The organism is Flavobacterium sp. GP15, from assembly GCF_014281985.1.
In the GTDB taxonomy this organism is placed as follows: Bacteria; Bacteroidota; Bacteroidia; order Flavobacteriales; family Flavobacteriaceae; genus Flavobacterium; species Flavobacterium pygoscelis.
Genome location: NZ_JACFTC010000001.1, coordinates 888287 through 905268 on the forward strand (window position 1 = coordinate 888287; position 16982 = coordinate 905268).

Genomic DNA, 16982 nt, shown 5'->3' on the forward strand with positions numbered 1-16982 from the left:
TAATTTTAAATTATTTTTTTAAGAGTAAGCATCTGTCTTCAAAAACATTTCCATCTTCATCGAGTGCCATCAAGATTTGTTTTTTTTGCCTGTAGTTGATTATTAAATAGATCCAGACAAAAAACCAAATTCCCATCGTGATGCAGGAAAGAAAAAGATGAAAGGAATGATCAATGTTTTTTGTCTCTTTAGCTAAAACCACGTATGGCAATTTGTTGTTTTGTTCTATGATTTTAAAACCAGAATGTAGTTTGTCAGAAAGCCTTTTGTGAAACTTAACAAAATCAGCTTCTGAATTTAATTGTTGACTTTTCATTTCTATTTTTTTTTTAGAAGGTTTGCTACTCTTTGTTATTACCATATCAATAAGGTTTAAAAATTGTTACCCCATTTTTTAAAAAAAAAAATATAATACAACTGTATTTCAGATTGTTGCTATTGATTTGTTTCATATTCTTTTTTTACATTAGCCAATAAAATTTTTCTGTATGGCGAATAACATAATTCATAGCGATCAGATGTATATAGATGGGCTTGCGAGTAATAACTCGGCAATTATTCAATCTATTTATAAAAAATTTGTTCCAAAAGTGGTTTCTTATATTAGGAATAATTCAGGAGATGAAGATCAAGCCCAAGATGTGATACAAGAAGTTCTTATTGTGATTTTTAATCAAGCTAAGGCTAATAAACTGCAACTAACTTGTCCGTTTGATGCGTATTTTTTTTTATTGTGTAAAAGAAAATGGCTGAATGAACTGAAAAAATCTTCTAATAAAGGGGTAACAATTAGTGATGAATTTATATCTACTAACGAACCTGTCGAGGAATTACTCGCCCAAACTGAAATCTTTCAAGAAAAACAGCAACTTTTTGATCTAATGTTCGAGAAGCTTGGTGCCAAATGCCAAGAAGTTTTAAAGTTGAGTTTTACATTAAAATCGATGGAAGAAGTAGCTGAAAAATTGCAAGTTACTTATGGTTATGTTCGCAAGAAAAAATCATTATGTACTGGACAATTAACACAATGGATTCGGGAAAACAGTCTTTTTAAATCATTTAAAATCACCTAATTATGAAGGAGGAAAACTATATTGTATTTGATCATTATCTTCAGAATGAAATGACACTTACGGAAAAAATAGCTTTTGAAAAGCAGCTTTCTGAAGAACCAGAAGTTGCTGCAGATTTTCAAAATTTTAAAGAAGTACAAGCTCAATTAGAAAATAAATTTACAGTTGATGCAGAACGCAACACCTTTAAAGAAAATGTGAATTCAATTGCGGGAACGCATTTTAAACCGAATAAAAAGGTAATTAAGCTAAAACCGTGGTTGTATTTAGTTGCGGCTTCTGTAGTTCTTTTGTTAGGAATGTTTGTTTTTAAAGCCAATTCAAATCCAAATTTTGAAGATTACAATCATTTTGAAACTGCTCATTTTGTAGAAAGAGGTCATGAAACTACATCTTTGAAACAAGCTGAAGAAGCATACAATGCCAAAGATTATTTAAGAGCAATACCGATTTTCGAATCGATTTTAAAACAGAATAAAACTGCTGAAATTCAATATTTTTATGGGATTTCATTATTGCAAACTAATAAAATTCAGGAAGCTGAAGGCGTGTTCAATGAGCTAAAATTAGGAAGTTCGGTGTTTAAAAATAAAGCACTTTGGGGTTTGGCATTAATACAATTAAAACAAAAAGAATTTAAAGTTTGTAAAGCAATCTTGTTGACAATTCCGTCGGATTATGAGAATTATGAGCAAGTACAAGACTTATTAAACAAGTTAGATTAATTTTTTAAGATAGAAGGATAATTATTTAAGATACAAAAGGCACTCTTTATTTAAAAAGGAGTGCCTTTTGTATTCGGTATAAATTATAAACCAACAGTATTTGCCTTTAATTACATTGGGAAATTTTAGCTAATAGTTGTATTTTTGTAAGCTAATATTTTTGATACCTAATGATAATAACCGATACACATACGCATCTTTACAGCGAAGAATTTGATCAAGATAGAGACGAAATGATGCAAAGAGCATTTTCAGCCGACGTTTCCCGTTTCTTTATTCCAGCTATAGATTCTACTTGCACCGAAAGTATGTACGAATTAGAAAAAAACTATCCTGAGAATGTCTTTTTGATGATGGGTTTGCACCCAACCTATGTTAAGGAAAATTACCTGAAAGAGTTATTGCATGTAGAATCTGAATTAGAGAAAAGAAAGTTTTATGCTATCGGAGAAATTGGTATTGATTTGTTTTGGGATAAAACGCATCTTGAAGAACAAAAAATCGCTTTTAGAAGTCAAATTCGATTAGCAAAAAAATACAAACTTCCTATTGTTATTCATTGTAGGGAAGCATTTGATGAAATTTTTCAAATTTTAGAAGATGAAAAGTCTGAGGAACTATTTGGTATTTTTCACTGTTTTACAGGAACACACGAACAAGCATTAAAAGCAATTTCCTATAATATGAAATTAGGAATTGGTGGTGTGGTGACTTTTAAAAACGGTAAAATAGACCAATTCCTGGATCAAATTGATATAAAACATATTGTTCTAGAAACAGATTCTCCTTATCTGGCTCCCATTCCCTATCGAGGAAAAAGAAATGAAAGCAGTTATATAACAGCTGTAGTTGAAAAGTTGGCGCAAATATACAGCCTTTCGGCTAATGAAATTGCGTTGCAAACTACTGAGAATTCCAAAGCTGTTTTTGGGATTTAAAGTAGAATTGACATTATTTAGATATTTTTTTTGTTCATTTGCCAATTAAATAATTGAGAACCAAAATGCAGAGATTTGACGCTATTCGGCCTTTTTATGATTCCGAAATAAACGAAGCACTTCAAAAAGTTAGTAATCATCCAATGATGAAAGCCTTGATGAATTTTACTTTTCCCGAGGTTGCAGATGAAGTATGGAAAGAACAACTTCATAAAACGCATTCTATCCGCGATTTTCAGTGTAATGTTATCTATCAATCCGTGCAAAGAGTTTTAGAAAAAAGCTCGGATGGACTAACTACTTCCGGTTTTGAAAACCTTCAACCCAACACTTCCTATTTGTTTATTTCGAACCATCGCGATATTCTTTTGGATACCACTTTATTGAATACGGCTTTATTTGAGAATAAATTGGTGATGACCGCATCAGCAATTGGAGATAATTTAGTTAAAATGTCATTCTTGAATACATTAGCTAAATTAAACAGAAATTTTTTAGTACAACGAGGCTTAACGCCAAGGGAAATGCTACAAAGTTCAAAACTTTTATCAGAATATATAGGGCATTTGTTGCAACACGAAAACCGTTCTGTTTGGATCGCACAACGTGAAGGAAGAACAAAAGATGGAAATGATGAAACTAATCCTGGTATTTTAAAAATGCTTGGAATGGGATCTGATGAGAAAAACTTGATGGATTATTTTAAGAAAATTAAGATCGTTCCTGTCTCTATTTCCTATGAATATGATCCTACAGATGCTTTAAAAATGCCTCAGTTAATGGCAGAAGCAAATAATGAAGTTTATGTAAAGGAGAAAAATGAAGACTTTATGACCATTTTGAGCGGTGCTCTGGGCCAAAAGAAAAGAATTCATATTCACATTGGAACTGTTTTAGATAAGGAAATTGAAGAAATAAAAGCTATTGGCGAAAGTTCAAATAAGCAAATAGTTACTTTGGCTCAAGTGATTGATGATGCTATATTAAGCAATTATAAATTATGGCCTACTAATTTTATCGCTTATGACATTGTAAATAAAACCAATAAATACGCACATCTATACACTGAAAATGAAAAATCTCTGTTCGAACGCCGACTAGAAATGCGAATCGATCATGATAATCGAGTGGCTTTAGAAGGTTTTCTAGCAATGTATGCGAATCCTGTTGTGAATAAATTGAAATACCACGATGTCGTATAAATCTAAGATACTTTTAATCTATACCGGTGGAACAATTGGTATGAGGAAAGATTTTGAAACCGGTGCATTAAAAGCCTTTAATTTTAGTAAATTATTGCAACGCATACCAGAATTGAAACAATTAGACTGTGAGATCGAAACGCTTTCTTTCAAACATCCTATTGATTCCTCGAATATGAATCCTAAAGAATGGGCTAAAATTGCCACTATTATAGAGGACAATTATAGTTCATTTGATGGTTTTGTGGTGCTTCACGGTTCTGATACCATGTCTTATTCAGCATCTGCATTGAGTTTTATGCTAGAGAATTTGGCAAAACCAGTAATTTTTACGGGTTCGCAATTGCCTATTGGTGATTTACGTACCGATGCTAAAGAAAATCTAATAACGGCAATTCAAATTGCTTCCTTAAGAAAAGACGACAAGCCTGTTGTTAGTGAAGTTTGTCTTTATTTTGAATACAAATTATACCGAGGAAATAGAACTACAAAGATAAATGCAGAACATTTTAAAGCGTTTACCTCGCCTAATTATCCCGATTTAGTTGAATCTGGGGTACATTTAAAACTGAATTCAGAACTATTTTTACCTTGTAATAAAATAAGTGAACTTAGAGTGCATAAGGTTTTAGACAGCAATGTAGCTGTTGTCAAAATGTTTCCTGGGATTACCACTGCTGTATTGTCAGCTATTTTAAATATTCCAAGTCTTAAAGGGATTGTTTTAGAAACTTATGGATCAGGAAATGCTCCTACCGAAGATTGGTTTTTAAATCTTTTGAAAAAAGCAATAGCGGCTGGTTTGTATGTGGTAAATGTTACGCAATGTGCTGCAGGAAGTGTGAGTATGGGACAATATGAAACGAGTACAGGAATGAAAGAAATAGGAGTGATTTCTGGTAAAGACATTACTACCGAAGCTGCAATTACAAAATTAATGTTTTTATTAAGTCAGAACATAGCAGTAAAAGACTTCAAAACTGTTTTTGAAACTTCGTTAAGAGGTGAAATGATATAATAATTAGATTTTACTTTTCTAACTCATTTTTTTTCGTGTTCTTTGCAGCCGTAATAAAATAGAGAGGTGGCCGAGTGGCTGAAGGCGCACGCTTGGAAAGCGTGTATATGGCAACATATCGAGGGTTCGAATCCCTTCCTCTCTGCAAAGATAAAATGCTTCCTGATAGGGAAGCATTTTTTGTTTTAGAACGTGTCAAACTTTTTATTTTAGCAAAACTATAAGACTAAAAAGGTTTGAGTATCGAATGCTACGTTTTATTTATTGGGTATAGAATACTTTGTGGTATTAACGCTGTAATCCTTTTAAAGCTTTTCCTTTTTAAAGTTGAATAAATGCTTTAACCTAAGTCAAAAATCATGAATTTTCAATTTTAAATACCAAATCTACTGAACTGCCGTTTTCTAAATAATGCTTCAATCTTAGTAAGTTTTATATATTTAATTTAAAACCATTTAAAAACTCCAATATCTTATATTTGTACTCTTCTAAAGGAATTATAAAGAGAATCAATCATTTTAAAAACATAAACATATGCGGTTATTTATAAGTTGTTTTCTTTTTCTCTCTTTTTTTTCTGTCTTTGCGCAAGAAAATTCAGCTCCTGAACTGGTTCCGATTGTCAAAGTAGATTCCTTGTATAGAGAGGATCAGTTTTATTTTGCAGTTACTTATAACACGCTAGCTAATAAACCATCGGGTTTGTCTAAAAGTAAATTCTCCTCTGGGTTTTCTGGCGGATTTTTGAGAGACATGCCAATCAATAAGTCAAGAACGGTAGCTATTGCTTCTGGAATAGGGCTTTCTTATTCCAATTATAATCAGAATTTATCGATTACTTCTTCTTCAGATACTCGTTTATATTCCATCATAGACAGTGATGTAAATTACTCTAAAAATAAATTTTCGCTACTTACTTTTGATGTTCCTGTAGAATTTAGATGGCGAACATCTACTTTTGAAAGTCATAAATTTTGGCGAATTTATACAGGGATAAAGTTTAGTTATCTTTTGTACGACAAGTCGGTTTTTAACGGTAGTGGTGGTAAAGACAAAATTACTGGAAATAGCGATTTTGATAAATTGCAGTATGGAGCGTACATTTCATCAGGATATAACACAATAAATCTTTACGTGTATTATGGTTTAAATCCCCTGTTTAAATCAGCCCAAATAGATGGTGAAGATCTTAAAATGAAGGCACTTAATTTTGGGATTATTTTCTATATTTTATAACCAAAGGAGCAATAACAATAATTGCGGTACAGCGCCAATGCAAAATCCTACAACTAGTTCTTTGTGCGTATGTGCATTCATCTCTAGCCTAGATGAAGCTATAATGCCATTGAGTAAAATTAATAAGGCGATAAAAATTATACTTTGAACTTGAAAGTGCATGCTCAATCCAATTACAAAAACGGTTAGAGAACTTATGGCTATCATGTGCAGGCTGGCTTTACTTTTTAGAAATAATAAGATTAGAGCTAAAAGAGTACTCATCAATCCTCCTAATAGGAAAAAATGCAATTCGGGATAGCGATCAATAGTAATACTTTTTCGTACTAATAATATAATCAAGAAGCAATGCACAATTAAAGGAATCTTTCTTTGAGATATTTTGGCAATCATAATTGTATCAATGTTTCCTGTGGCTCGCAAAAGTAAAAATACTAGTGCTGGAATAATAAGGGTAACAATTGTGACCTGAAAAAAAACAAATATTTTTTCTTGTATTACAAAATTAGCATCATTGTAAAAAAGATAAAATAGCGTTGCCAAAGCCGGTATGAATATCGGATGGAAAATATAAGAAAATGAGGGAAGTATTTTTTTCAAGCGTTTCGTTTCTTTAACTAGCAAATATAAGTAATCTGTCAAAAAAATCACAATTTGTGAGTCTTCTTTAGAGTTGTTAAATAAGGTTTTGCAACGGTAATTCTATGAAATGTAAGTCTTGGTTTTAAAAAGAAGTCTTATTTTTGATAAAGTTTTAAGTTGATCTCAAAAGAGGGATTTTTTTTCTCTTGTAAAATAAACACACACCAATCTCATAGTGTAATGAATTCAAAAATTCTTAATAGCATTCAAAAAATAGCAACAACATTTGTAGACAATCAGTTTGATACTAGTTTAGAGACCGTTTCTATTGATAGCCGCTCTTTACAAAATGGCTCCCAAACTTTATTTTTTGCTTTAGTTGGTTCACATACAAACGCACACGTATATGTAAATGATTTAATAAAAAACGGAGTTCGTAACTTTGTTGTTAATCATATTCCGGAAGGATGCGAAAAAAAGGCCAATTTTTATCTTGTCGCAGATACCCTGATCGCTTTGCAAGAGTTTGCTGCTCAATACCGCGCTTTGTTTGATTTCCCGATTATTGGAGTTACAGGAAGCAACGGTAAAACTATCGTAAAAGAATGGCTTAATTTCCTGTTGAGCCCAGATTACAATGTGATTAGGAGCCCCAAGAGTTACAATTCCCAAGTGGGAGTTCCGCTATCTGTTATTGCAATAAATGAACAACACAATTTAGGAATTTTTGAGGCTGGAATTTCTACTACTTCAGAAATGAGTCGTTTAGAAAAAATAATTCAACCTACCATAGGATTATTAACTAATGTAGGTTCTGCTCATGATGAAGGTTTTCTCAATTTAGAGGAGAAGAGAAAAGAGAAAATGTTGCTTTTCAAAAACTCAGAGGTTGTCATATATCAAATTAAACAGAATGATGTTTCGGTTATCCTTTCAAAACAAAATGTATTCACTTGGAGTTTTGAAAAGAATCAGGCTAGCGTTTATATCGAAAAAATAAAGAGTAATGACAAAACCGAATTAAAAGTTTATTATGGTAATGTATATTTTGATTTACTCATCCCATTTCAAGAGGAAGCTTCTATAGAAAATGCCATTTCTTGTTTAATGGTTTTATTGTATTTTAAGTACGATCCGGTTACGATTCAAAATAGAATGCAGCTTTTATATCCTGTAGAAATGCGACTGAAAGTAAAAAACGGAATTAACAATTGTAATATTATTGATGATAGTTACAGCTCTGATTTTCAATCACTAAAAATCGCTTTAGATTTTCTAGAAAGCCAAAAACAGTCCGATAATAAAACAGTTATTTTATCAGATATTTTTCAGAGTGGTCTTTATAAAGAAGAGTTGTATTCAAAAGTCGCCGATTTGATTGTTTCTAATAATATAACTCGTGTTATAGGAATAGGAGAAACAATTTCAGAGTTTAAAGACAAATTTGCCAATTGTATTACCTATAAGAACTCGGCAGATTTTATAGCGGACTATGATAATTTAGATTTTAATAATGAAACTATTTTAATAAAAGGCGCGCGATCTTTTGAATTTGAAGCAATCGTTTCGCTATTAGAAGAGAAAACACATGAAACCGTATTAGAGATAAACTTAAATGCAATAAGTTATAACTTAAATTTTTTTAAAGCAAAACTGCAACCAAATGTAAAAATTATGGTAATGGTAAAAGCTTTTGGTTATGGTAATGGTGGATTTGAAATTGCGAAATTGCTAGAGCATCATAAAGTTGATTATCTTGGAGTGGCTTTTGCCGATGAAGGTATCGCGCTAAAATCGATGGGAATACAAATGCCCATTATGGTTTTGAATCCTGAAAACACTAGTTTTAGTGCAATCATTCAGCATCAATTAGAACCCGAAATTTACAGTCTAAAAGGACTTCGTGCTTTTCTTAAAATGGCTGCTCAAAAAGAGTTGAAAGAATTTCCAATTCACATAAAAATAGATACGGGTATGCATCGTTTGGGTTTTGAAGCCAATACTATCGATGAGTTAATAACTACTTTAAAAGGAAATGCAACCGTTAAAGTAAAAAGTATTTTATCTCACTTGGCCACAAGCGATGATTTTTCACAAAAAGACTTTACGCAATCACAAATTGATTTGTTTGAAAAGTTATCTTCTAAATTAATGTCGGAATTAAAAATTAAGCCCATTCTTCACATCTTAAATACCTCTGGAATTAGTAATTTTTCTAATTCCCAGTATGATATGGTTCGACTAGGAATTGGTATTTACGGAGTTTCTAATGATCCAGAAGAGCAAAAAAAACTGGAGAATGTAGGGACTTTAAAATCTATTATTTCTCAAATCAGAATTGTTTCTGAAGGAGAAAGCGTGGGTTATGGTCGGAAATATAGAGCTCAAAAATCTACCAAAATAGCCACTATTCCTATTGGTTATGCCGATGGGATTTCAAGAGCTTGGGGTAATGAAGTTGGGTTTGTGACTATTAAAAGCAAAAAAGCTACCATTGTTGGAAGCATTTGTATGGATATGTTGATGGTCGATTGTACAGATATAGATTGTAAAGAAGGAGATTCAGTTATTATTTTCGGACAAAATCCTTCAGTGAATTTTATGGCTCAACAATTAAATACCATTCCTTATGAAATTCTGACAAGTATTTCTCAACGAGTTAAGCGAATATTTTACAGGGAGTAGGTTTTTTTTAGATATAAAATAATCAAATGTTAAATTTTTAACTATTTTTGTTTTTACGCAAAGTAAATTTAGGTATAACAAAAAAAAGAAAAGTATGGGATTTTTTAGCGATTTTAAAGCATCTTTAATGAAAGGTGACGTTTTAAGTTTAGCAACTGCTGTAGTAATGGGTGGTGCATTTGGTAAAATTGTAGGATCTGCTGTAGATGATGTTATTATGCCAATTGTTGGTTTGTTAACAGGAGGAATTGATTTTACACAAAAATTTATTACTCTTGACGGAAATTCTTATCCAGATTTAGCGGCTGCAAAAACGGCTGGAGCTGCAGTGATTACCTACGGAAATTTAGTGCAAGCAATTATCAATTTTGTAATTATTGCTTTCTTTATTTTTATTGTTTTAAGAGCTGCTGAAAAAGCAAGAAAAAAAGAAGTTGTGGTAGTTGTTCCTCCAGCTGGACCTACACAAGAAGAATTGCTTATTCAAATTAGAGATTTGTTAAAAAAATAATTTTTTTTTAAACTAAATAGCATTAGTAAAGCCATCTCAACGAGATGGCTTTACTTTTTTAAATAAGTAAGAGAAACTGTATTTAAATCCAGTTGTTACATTTTAAACAATTTGTTATTTTTTGTTAACCGCCTTGTTTTGATTTTAATATTACTTACTTTTGTTTTTTTAAATTGATGTTCAAAATTAAAAAGATACTATGAAAATAGCTGTTGTTGGTGCTACCGGTATGGTTGGCGAAGTAATGTTAAAAGTCCTGGCCGAAAGAAATTTTATTTCCGATAATGATGATTTAATTCTTGTTGCTTCTGAAAGATCAGTAGGAAAAGAAATAGAATTTAATGGGAAAAAAATCAAAGTGGTGGGTTTACAAACTGCTGTAGATCTCAAAGCAGATATTGCTTTATTTTCAGCAGGTGGTGAAACCTCATTAGAATGGGCTCCAAAATTTGCAGCTGCAGGAACAACCGTTATTGACAATTCATCTGCATGGAGAATGGATCCTACCAAAAAGTTGATAGTTCCAGAAATCAACGCTAGTGAATTGACAAAAGAAGATAAAATTATTGCAAATCCAAACTGTTCTACCATCCAAATGGTTTTAGTTCTGGCTCCTTTGCACAAAAAATACAAAATCAAACGCGTTATCGTTTCTACCTACCAATCCATTACAGGAACTGGTGTAAAAGCGGTGCAACAATTAGAAAATGAATATGCAGGTGTTAAAGGCGAAATGGCTTATAAATACCCAATTCACAGAAACGCAATTCCACAATGTGATTCATTTGAAGAAAATGGATATACAAAGGAGGAAATGAAATTAGTTCGTGAGACTAAAAAAATTCTAAGTGATAATACTATTGCTGTAACAGCAACCGCTGTTCGTGTGCCTATCGTTGGTGGTCATAGTGAGGCTGTAAATATAGAGTTTGCAAACGATTATGATTTAAGCGATGTCAGAAGTATTTTGCATCATACTGATGGGATTGTTGTTCAGGATAATAATGACACATTTACCTATCCAATGCCAATGTATGCTCAGGGTAAAGATGATGTATTTGTAGGTAGAATTCGCCGTGACGAAAGTCAGGAAAACACATTAAATATGTGGATTGTTGCTGATAATCTAAGAAAAGGTGCAGCTACGAATACCATACAAATTGCGGAATATTTAGTTGCAAACAAGTTAGTATAAAAGAGCGAGATTAAGAAAATATTAAAAAACTACAACTTTTACGGTTGTAGTTTTTTGTTTTACTACATTTGCCAAACATGAAAAAGAATAAACTCATAGTAAGTCTTTCTCTGGTTATTACAGTATTGTTCTCGATACTGTTTCAATCAGTGCATACCTATGAGCATATTGCAAAACAACTTTCAGAAAAGCATTGCGATCATAAATACAACGTTTCAGGTACAGAAATAACCCATCAGCATCATAACGCAGACCATTGTTATGTTTGTCATTTTGTTACAAGTAGCTATCTTACGCCCTTAGATTTTTCTTATAAATTATATTCTGTTGCTGGCGAAATACCTTATTTTAAAAGTAAGATAGAAACTGTCATTTCGTTCTCTGGTAGCAACTATTCCCTTCGTGGTCCTCCTGTAAATAGCTAAAATCATTTTATTTCTACACAAAATCATTACTCTGAATTTGTGGGATATTTTTATTATTTACTAAATCATTCCTACTTCGAAGATACATTTTGAATACTTCGATCGTAGGTAAATTACAATCATTTTAATGAAAAAATTTATTATAGCCTTATTTTTAGGGCTGTCTGCTATACTACAGGCTCAAAATTCTATTTCTGGAACCGTAACTGATTTGTCAAATCAACCCATAAAAGGAGTTTCAGTTTCATTGTCAGAATTGCATAAAGAGACGACTACTGATGAAAACGGAAAATATTTAATTTCGGATTTACCCAATAGAAATCTTAGGATCACTTTTGCCTTTTTGGGATTTGCAACGCAAAATAAAACAATAAGAACTGCTCTTAAAGAAAATGAACTAAATATAACACTTGAAGAAGCAATTTTTCAAATGGACGAGGTGATCGTTTCAACGGCTTTTAATAAGATTCAATCACAAAACGTGATGAAAGTGGAGCATGAAAGCATCAAAAACTTACAACGCAAAGGAACAGCAACTCTAATCGAAGGATTGGCTACCATTCCTGGAGTTTCTCAAGTTTCAACAGGAACTTCTATAGGTAAGCCTGTTATTCGAGGTTTAAGTGGAAACCGTGTACTTGTATATTCGCAAGGCGTTAGAATAGAAAATCAACAATTTGGAGATGAGCACGGTTTGGGTTTAAATGATTCGGGTATCGAAAGTGTTGAGGTAATCAAAGGTCCAGCTTCTTTACTTTATGGTTCTGATGCTTTGGGAGGTGTTTTATATTTTAACCCAGAAAAATTTGCCAATGCCAATACTTTTAAAGCCAACTTTAGTCAAAAATATTTTGCTAACACTCAAGGAAGTAATTCTTCTTTGGGACTAAAAACAAGTACCGATAATTGGAAATTTATGACACGCGGAAGTTATAATACGCATTCTGATTATAAAATTGCCAATGGCGACCGAGTAACTAATACACGATATAACGAAACTGATTTCAAGACAGGTGTAGGATATAATAACTCTAGTTTTTCTACAGTATTGCGATACAATTATAATAAGTTGGACTTAGGGATTCCGGAAGAGGGAATTGAAGAACAAACGACAAGTAAGAAAACAGAATTTCCAAAACAAGGAATCTTCAATCATTTGTTGAGTTTAAATTCAATACTTTATTTTAAAAATTCAAAGTTGGATCTTGACTTGGGTTACATTGCCAATGACAGAAGCGAGTTTGAGGACAGTAATGAAGCTGCCTTACACATGAAATTGAAAACCTTTAACTATAGTGCAAAATATCATTTACCAAAACTAGGAAGTATAGAAACGATTGTTGGGCTTCAAGGAATGCATCAAACCAATAGAAACTCCGGAGAAGAATATTTAATTCCTGATGCTGTTACCAATGATTTTGGAGTTTTTGGAACCGCGAATTACGAATGGAATACCAATGTCTTGCAAGCAGGATTACGTTTCGACAATAGAAAAATTACAACAGATGCTCAAGGAATTGCAGGAGAAGAGGGCTCTTTTGAAGCGATTAATAAAAGCTACGATAGTTTTAATGCTTCTTTAGGATACAAAACAAGTTTGACAGATGATTTGACTTTACGTTTAAATGTGGCTTCTGGATTTAGAGCGCCTAATTTAGCGGAGTTAACGTCTAATGGAGTTCATGAAGGAACCAATCGTTATGAAGTAGGAAATAGCGATTTAAAAACAGAACAAAACGTACAAACAGATGTGAATTTAGAATATAAAAACAGTCATTTTGAGTTTTTTGTAAATGGTTTTTACAATCACATCAATAATTACATTTATACCTCTCCAACAGGAGAAATTATCGATTCTAATTTAGTTTTTGATTACATACAAAATAACGCAAAATTGTACGGAGGTGAAATAGGTTTGCATTTTCATCCACATCCATTAGATTGGTTGCATTTCGAAACTAGTTTTGAAACCGTAACTGGAGAAAAAGAAAATGGAGAATACTTGCCATTAATACCCGCTAATAATTGGGATAATACCATTAGAACCGAATTTAAAATTAAGAATTGGTTGGAGGAAGGATTTGCTACGTTGAATGTTTCAAGTACTTTTAATCAAAAAAACGTGAGTGGTTTTGAAACGAAATCAAACGGTTACACTTTAGTAAATTTAGGCTTGGGCGGAACATTCAAATTAGGAAAAACACTATTTGATGTCAATATCAACGGTAATAATTTACTGGATAAAAAATACATTGCACACCTTTCTCGTCTTAAAACCGATGGAATTCCTAATATAGGACGCAACATCGTTTTGGGAATCAATTTTAATTTATAGAGTAATACAAAAAAAGCGCTTTTCAAAAGAAAGCGCTTTTTGGTTTTATTTAAGACTTTCACATACAAACCGCAGGCACAATTTTCCTATGTTTGTAACAACCTAAAACAGAATCTAATGAAAAAAACTTTTTTAATTATGGCTGTGTCTTCTACATTGGCAACTTTTGGTCAAGATCAAAAAGCAACTACAATGAAATATCCACAAACCACAAAAGGGACAACTGTCGACGTTTATTTTGATACTAAAGTAGCTGATCCCTATCGATGGCTAGAAGATGATAAATCTGCCGAAACGGGAGCTTGGGTAAAAGCTCAAAATGAAGTTACCTACGATTATTTGTCTAAAATTCCTTTCAGAGATGCGCTAAAATCACGCATGGAAAAATTATGGAATTATGAGAAAATAGGTGCACCATTCAAAGAAGGTGAATTTACGTATTACTATAAAAATAATGGTTTGCAAAACCAATCGGTTTTGTACAGAAAAGATGCCAAAGGAAACGAAACTATTTTCCTAGATCCAAATACTTTTTCTAAAGACGGAACTACTTCACTTGGAGGTTTAGACTTTTCTAAAGATGGATCTAAAGTAGCTTATGCAATTTCTGAAGGCGGTAGTGACTGGAGAAAAGTAATTATTATGGATGCAATCTCTCAAAAAATTATCGAAGATACTATTGTGGATGTAAAATTTAGCGGCGTTTCTTGGAAAGGGAATGAAGGATTTTATTACTCTAGTTATGATAAACCTAAAGGAAGCGAGCTATCGGCAAAAACAGATCAACACAAACTATATTTTCATAAATTAGGAACGGCACAAAAAACAGATAAGGTTATTTTTGGGGCAGATAAAAAACGCCGTTATGTTGGTGGAAGCGTTACAGAAGATGATCATTATTTGGTAATTACAGCAGCAAATTCTACTTATGGTAACGAATTGTACATTAAAGATTTAACAAAAGCCAATAGTCCTATTGTAACTATCGTTGATAACTTCAAAAGCAGTAATGCTATTATTGAAAACGAAGGCACAAAATTATTTATAGATACAGATTGGAATGCGCCTAACAAACGCATTGTAACGGTTGATGTAAATAATCCAAAACCAGCCAACTGGAAAAACTTTATCGCAGAAACAGAAAACGTATTAACGACTTCAACGGGTGCTGGTTATTTCTTTGCCAATTACATGCAAGATGCCGTTTCGGTAGTAAAACAATATGATTATTCAGGGAAACTAATTCGTCAAATCGAATTGCCAGGAGTAGGAACTACAGGAGGTTTTGGTGGTAAGAAAAAAGAGAATATACTTTATTATTCGTTTACCAATTACATTACGCCAGGTTCTACGTATTCATTTGATGCAAAAACAGGAATCTCTAGCATTTATCAACGACCAAAAGTAGATTTTAAGAGTGAACAATACGAATCAAAACAGGTGTTTTATACCTCTAAAGACGGAACCAAAATTCCAATGATTATCACTCATAAAAAAGGATTAAAACTGGATGGAAAAAACCCAACAATTTTATATGCTTATGGTGGTTTTAATATTAGCTTAACTCCAAGTTTTAGTATTGCCAATGCCGTTTGGATGGAAAACGGAGGGGTTTATGCAGTACCTAATTTACGCGGTGGTGGAGAATACGGAAAAAAATGGCACGATGCAGGAACTAAAATGCAAAAACAAAATGTATTTGATGATTTCATCGCAGCGGCAGAATACTTAATAGCTCAAAAATATACATCTTCTCAGTATCTTGCCATTCGTGGCGGATCAAATGGTGGCTTGCTTGTAGGGGCAACTATGACACAAAGACCAGATTTGATGAAAGTAGCTTTACCAGCAGTGGGCGTAATGGATATGTTGCGTTATCATACTTTTACCGCAGGAGCAGGATGGGCTTATGATTATGGAACAGCCCAAGACAGCAAAGAGATGTTTAATTATCTTAAAGGCTATTCTCCAGTTCACAATGTAAAAAAAGACATTCAATATCCAGCTACAATGGTAACTACTGGCGATCATGATGATAGAGTGGTACCAGCACACAGTTTTAAATTTGCAGCAGAATTACAAGATAAGCAAGCAGGAACAAATCCAGTTCTAATTCGTATTGATATCAATGCAGGACATGGAGCCGGAAAATCTGTTGCAGCAACTATTCAGGAAAACGTCGATATTCAGGCATTCACACTTTATAATATGGGCATTCAAAAATTGCCAGAGTCTAAATAATTCTCCTTAGTTTTACTTTTTTAAGGAGCTATTTCCTGCTGTACACTGTATCCCCGCTAAAAAGCGGGGGATGCCGTTTCCATCAGGGCTAGGGTATTTTGCTTAAAACAATTTTAGTTTTCAATAAAACGCTGTTAGTAAGAATGGCGTTTTTTGTTTTATGTAATATGGATATCTTATTTTGATTTAGCTATTTATAATTTTAAAATAGCTGAGGTATATTATCCAATTTACACTCTAAAACAAATACAATAATCATTGTTTTTTCATTTTCGGAAAAATCATTATTTTCTTTCAATTTTTTTCACAATGTTTTATTAATGCAGTCGTTTTTTGATAACCTTTTCGGTAAATTTGAGAGACAAACATTAAATAAATAGAACATGACAGTACAAATCAACACAGACAATAACGTAGAAGGACACGCACGTTTAAAAGCATATATTTCAGAAGAATTACAAACTGCTTTAGCTCGTTTTGAAGATAAAATAACTCGTTTAGAAGTACATCTTGGTGATGAGAATAGTGATAAATCAGGAACCAACGATAAGCGTTGCCTTATTGAAGCGCGTCCGATAAATATGCAGCCTGTTGCGGTTACAAATCATGCCGACACTACTGAAAAAGCATTTCATGGTGCATTGGATAAAATCAAAAAAGTATTAGAAACCACTTTTGAAAAAAAGAAAACGTATTAAATAGTACTGTTTTTGGTATAAAAAAAATGACACGATCTTACTTTTAGATCGTGTCATTTTTTTTATGGAATCAAGAAGTGATTAAACTTTAGATTTTAGAAAATAGATTTTTGATCAC

The 16982-nt window shown here is 32.6% G+C and carries 15 protein-coding genes and 1 tRNA gene; 14 read left to right on the forward strand and 2 right to left on the reverse strand.

Features of this window, described 5'->3' with window-relative positions; genetic code table 11:
- Positions 1–10: 10 nt before the first annotated feature.
- On the reverse strand, positions 11–316 hold the full coding sequence (locus H2650_RS03985; protein ID WP_188049455.1) for a hypothetical protein: 306 nt from the start codon (positions 314–316) through the stop codon (positions 11–13).
- A gap of 172 nt (positions 317–488) precedes the next feature.
- On the opposite strand from H2650_RS03985, the gene H2650_RS03990 reads away from it, so the two are divergent.
- The 7 genes from H2650_RS03990 to H2650_RS04020 all read left to right on the forward strand — a co-directional run bounded on the left by H2650_RS03990 (position 489) and on the right by H2650_RS04020 (position 6192).
- Positions 489–1073, forward strand: a complete 585-nt coding sequence (locus H2650_RS03990) for an RNA polymerase sigma factor (RefSeq protein WP_188049456.1) — start codon at positions 489–491, stop codon at positions 1071–1073.
- Positions 1074–1075: 2 nt separating this feature from the next.
- Entirely contained in the window at positions 1076–1798 is a 723-nt protein-coding gene (locus H2650_RS03995; RefSeq protein WP_188049457.1) for a tol-pal system YbgF family protein, read from the forward strand.
- Positions 1799–1968: 170 nt separating this feature from the next.
- Positions 1969–2736 carry a TatD family hydrolase gene (locus H2650_RS04000; protein WP_188049458.1) on the forward strand — a complete coding sequence of 256 codons (768 nt, stop codon included), beginning with the start codon at positions 1969–1971 and terminating at the stop codon, positions 2734–2736.
- A gap of 65 nt (positions 2737–2801) precedes the next feature.
- Positions 2802–3938, forward strand: coding sequence for a 1-acyl-sn-glycerol-3-phosphate acyltransferase (locus tag H2650_RS04005; protein ID WP_188049459.1), 1137 nt, complete (start codon positions 2802–2804; stop codon positions 3936–3938).
- Positions 3928–4956 (forward strand): asparaginase, encoded by a 1029-nt coding sequence (locus H2650_RS04010; RefSeq protein WP_188049460.1) that lies wholly within the window; start codon positions 3928–3930, stop codon positions 4954–4956. Before H2650_RS04005 ends, H2650_RS04010 begins: the two co-directional genes overlap by 11 nt.
- A 60-nt stretch (positions 4957–5016) precedes the next feature.
- Positions 5017–5101, forward strand: a tRNA-Ser gene (locus H2650_RS04015).
- 389 nt (positions 5102–5490) lie between these two features.
- Positions 5491–6192, forward strand: a complete 702-nt coding sequence (locus tag H2650_RS04020; RefSeq protein WP_188049461.1) for a porin family protein — start codon at positions 5491–5493, stop codon at positions 6190–6192.
- Here H2650_RS04020 and H2650_RS04025 read toward each other — a convergent pair.
- Entirely contained in the window at positions 6187–6792 is a 606-nt protein-coding gene (locus H2650_RS04025) for a hypothetical protein (protein WP_188049462.1), read from the reverse strand. The genes H2650_RS04020 and H2650_RS04025 overlap by 6 nt on opposite strands.
- A 222-nt stretch (positions 6793–7014) precedes the next feature.
- Here H2650_RS04025 and H2650_RS04030 point away from each other — a divergent pair, with 222 nt between their 5' ends.
- The 7 genes from H2650_RS04030 (at position 7015) to H2650_RS04060 (ending at position 16864) form a co-directional block, all read left to right on the forward strand.
- Positions 7015–9459, forward strand: coding sequence for a bifunctional UDP-N-acetylmuramoyl-tripeptide:D-alanyl-D-alanine ligase/alanine racemase (locus H2650_RS04030; RefSeq protein WP_188049463.1), 2445 nt, complete (start codon positions 7015–7017; stop codon positions 9457–9459).
- Between the two features lie 94 nt (positions 9460–9553).
- Positions 9554–9970, forward strand: a complete 417-nt coding sequence (gene mscL, locus H2650_RS04035) for a large conductance mechanosensitive channel protein MscL (RefSeq protein WP_188049464.1) — start codon at positions 9554–9556, stop codon at positions 9968–9970.
- A gap of 199 nt (positions 9971–10169) precedes the next feature.
- Positions 10170–11165: an aspartate-semialdehyde dehydrogenase gene (locus tag H2650_RS04040; RefSeq protein ID WP_188049465.1), complete on the forward strand. Its 996-nt coding sequence runs from the start codon at positions 10170–10172 to the stop codon at positions 11163–11165.
- Positions 11166–11242: 77 nt separating this feature from the next.
- Positions 11243–11590: a hypothetical protein gene (locus tag H2650_RS04045; protein ID WP_188049466.1), complete on the forward strand. Its 348-nt coding sequence runs from the start codon at positions 11243–11245 to the stop codon at positions 11588–11590.
- Positions 11591–11717: 127 nt separating this feature from the next.
- Positions 11718–13925 (forward strand): TonB-dependent receptor, encoded by a 2208-nt coding sequence (locus tag H2650_RS04050; protein ID WP_188049467.1) that lies wholly within the window; start codon positions 11718–11720, stop codon positions 13923–13925.
- Between the two features lie 138 nt (positions 13926–14063).
- A complete protein-coding gene (locus H2650_RS04055; protein WP_370566803.1) occupies positions 14064–16166 on the forward strand; it encodes a prolyl oligopeptidase family protein in 2103 nt (700 codons plus the stop codon).
- A 383-nt stretch (positions 16167–16549) separates the two neighbouring features.
- The gene (locus H2650_RS04060; protein WP_188049469.1) at positions 16550–16864 is read left to right on the forward strand and encodes an HPF/RaiA family ribosome-associated protein; all 315 of its coding nucleotides are present in this window, start codon (positions 16550–16552) and stop codon (positions 16862–16864) included.
- The last annotated feature ends 118 nt before the right edge of the window (positions 16865–16982 follow it).

Coding starts and splice junctions, on each gene's coding strand:
- H2650_RS04010 (WP_188049460.1), top strand. CDS start 3,928: ATGTCGTATAAATCTAAGATACTTTTAATCTATACCGGTGGAACAATT.
- H2650_RS03995 (WP_188049457.1), top strand. CDS start 1,076: ATGAAGGAGGAAAACTATATTGTATTTGATCATTATCTTCAGAATGAA.
- H2650_RS04005 (WP_188049459.1), top strand. CDS start 2,802: ATGCAGAGATTTGACGCTATTCGGCCTTTTTATGATTCCGAAATAAAC.
- H2650_RS04045 (WP_188049466.1), top strand. CDS start 11,243: ATGAAAAAGAATAAACTCATAGTAAGTCTTTCTCTGGTTATTACAGTA.
- H2650_RS04030 (WP_188049463.1), top strand. CDS start 7,015: ATGAATTCAAAAATTCTTAATAGCATTCAAAAAATAGCAACAACATTT.
- H2650_RS04020 (WP_188049461.1), top strand. CDS start 5,491: ATGCGGTTATTTATAAGTTGTTTTCTTTTTCTCTCTTTTTTTTCTGTC.
- mscL (WP_188049464.1), top strand. CDS start 9,554: ATGGGATTTTTTAGCGATTTTAAAGCATCTTTAATGAAAGGTGACGTT.
- H2650_RS04060 (WP_188049469.1), top strand. CDS start 16,550: ATGACAGTACAAATCAACACAGACAATAACGTAGAAGGACACGCACGT.
- H2650_RS04000 (WP_188049458.1), top strand. CDS start 1,969: ATGATAATAACCGATACACATACGCATCTTTACAGCGAAGAATTTGAT.
- H2650_RS04040 (WP_188049465.1), top strand. CDS start 10,170: ATGAAAATAGCTGTTGTTGGTGCTACCGGTATGGTTGGCGAAGTAATG.
- H2650_RS04050 (WP_188049467.1), top strand. CDS start 11,718: ATGAAAAAATTTATTATAGCCTTATTTTTAGGGCTGTCTGCTATACTA.
- H2650_RS03985 (WP_188049455.1), bottom strand. CDS start 316: ATGAAAAGTCAACAATTAAATTCAGAAGCTGATTTTGTTAAGTTTCAC.
- H2650_RS04055 (WP_370566803.1), top strand. CDS start 14,064: ATGGCTGTGTCTTCTACATTGGCAACTTTTGGTCAAGATCAAAAAGCA.
- H2650_RS03990 (WP_188049456.1), top strand. CDS start 489: ATGGCGAATAACATAATTCATAGCGATCAGATGTATATAGATGGGCTT.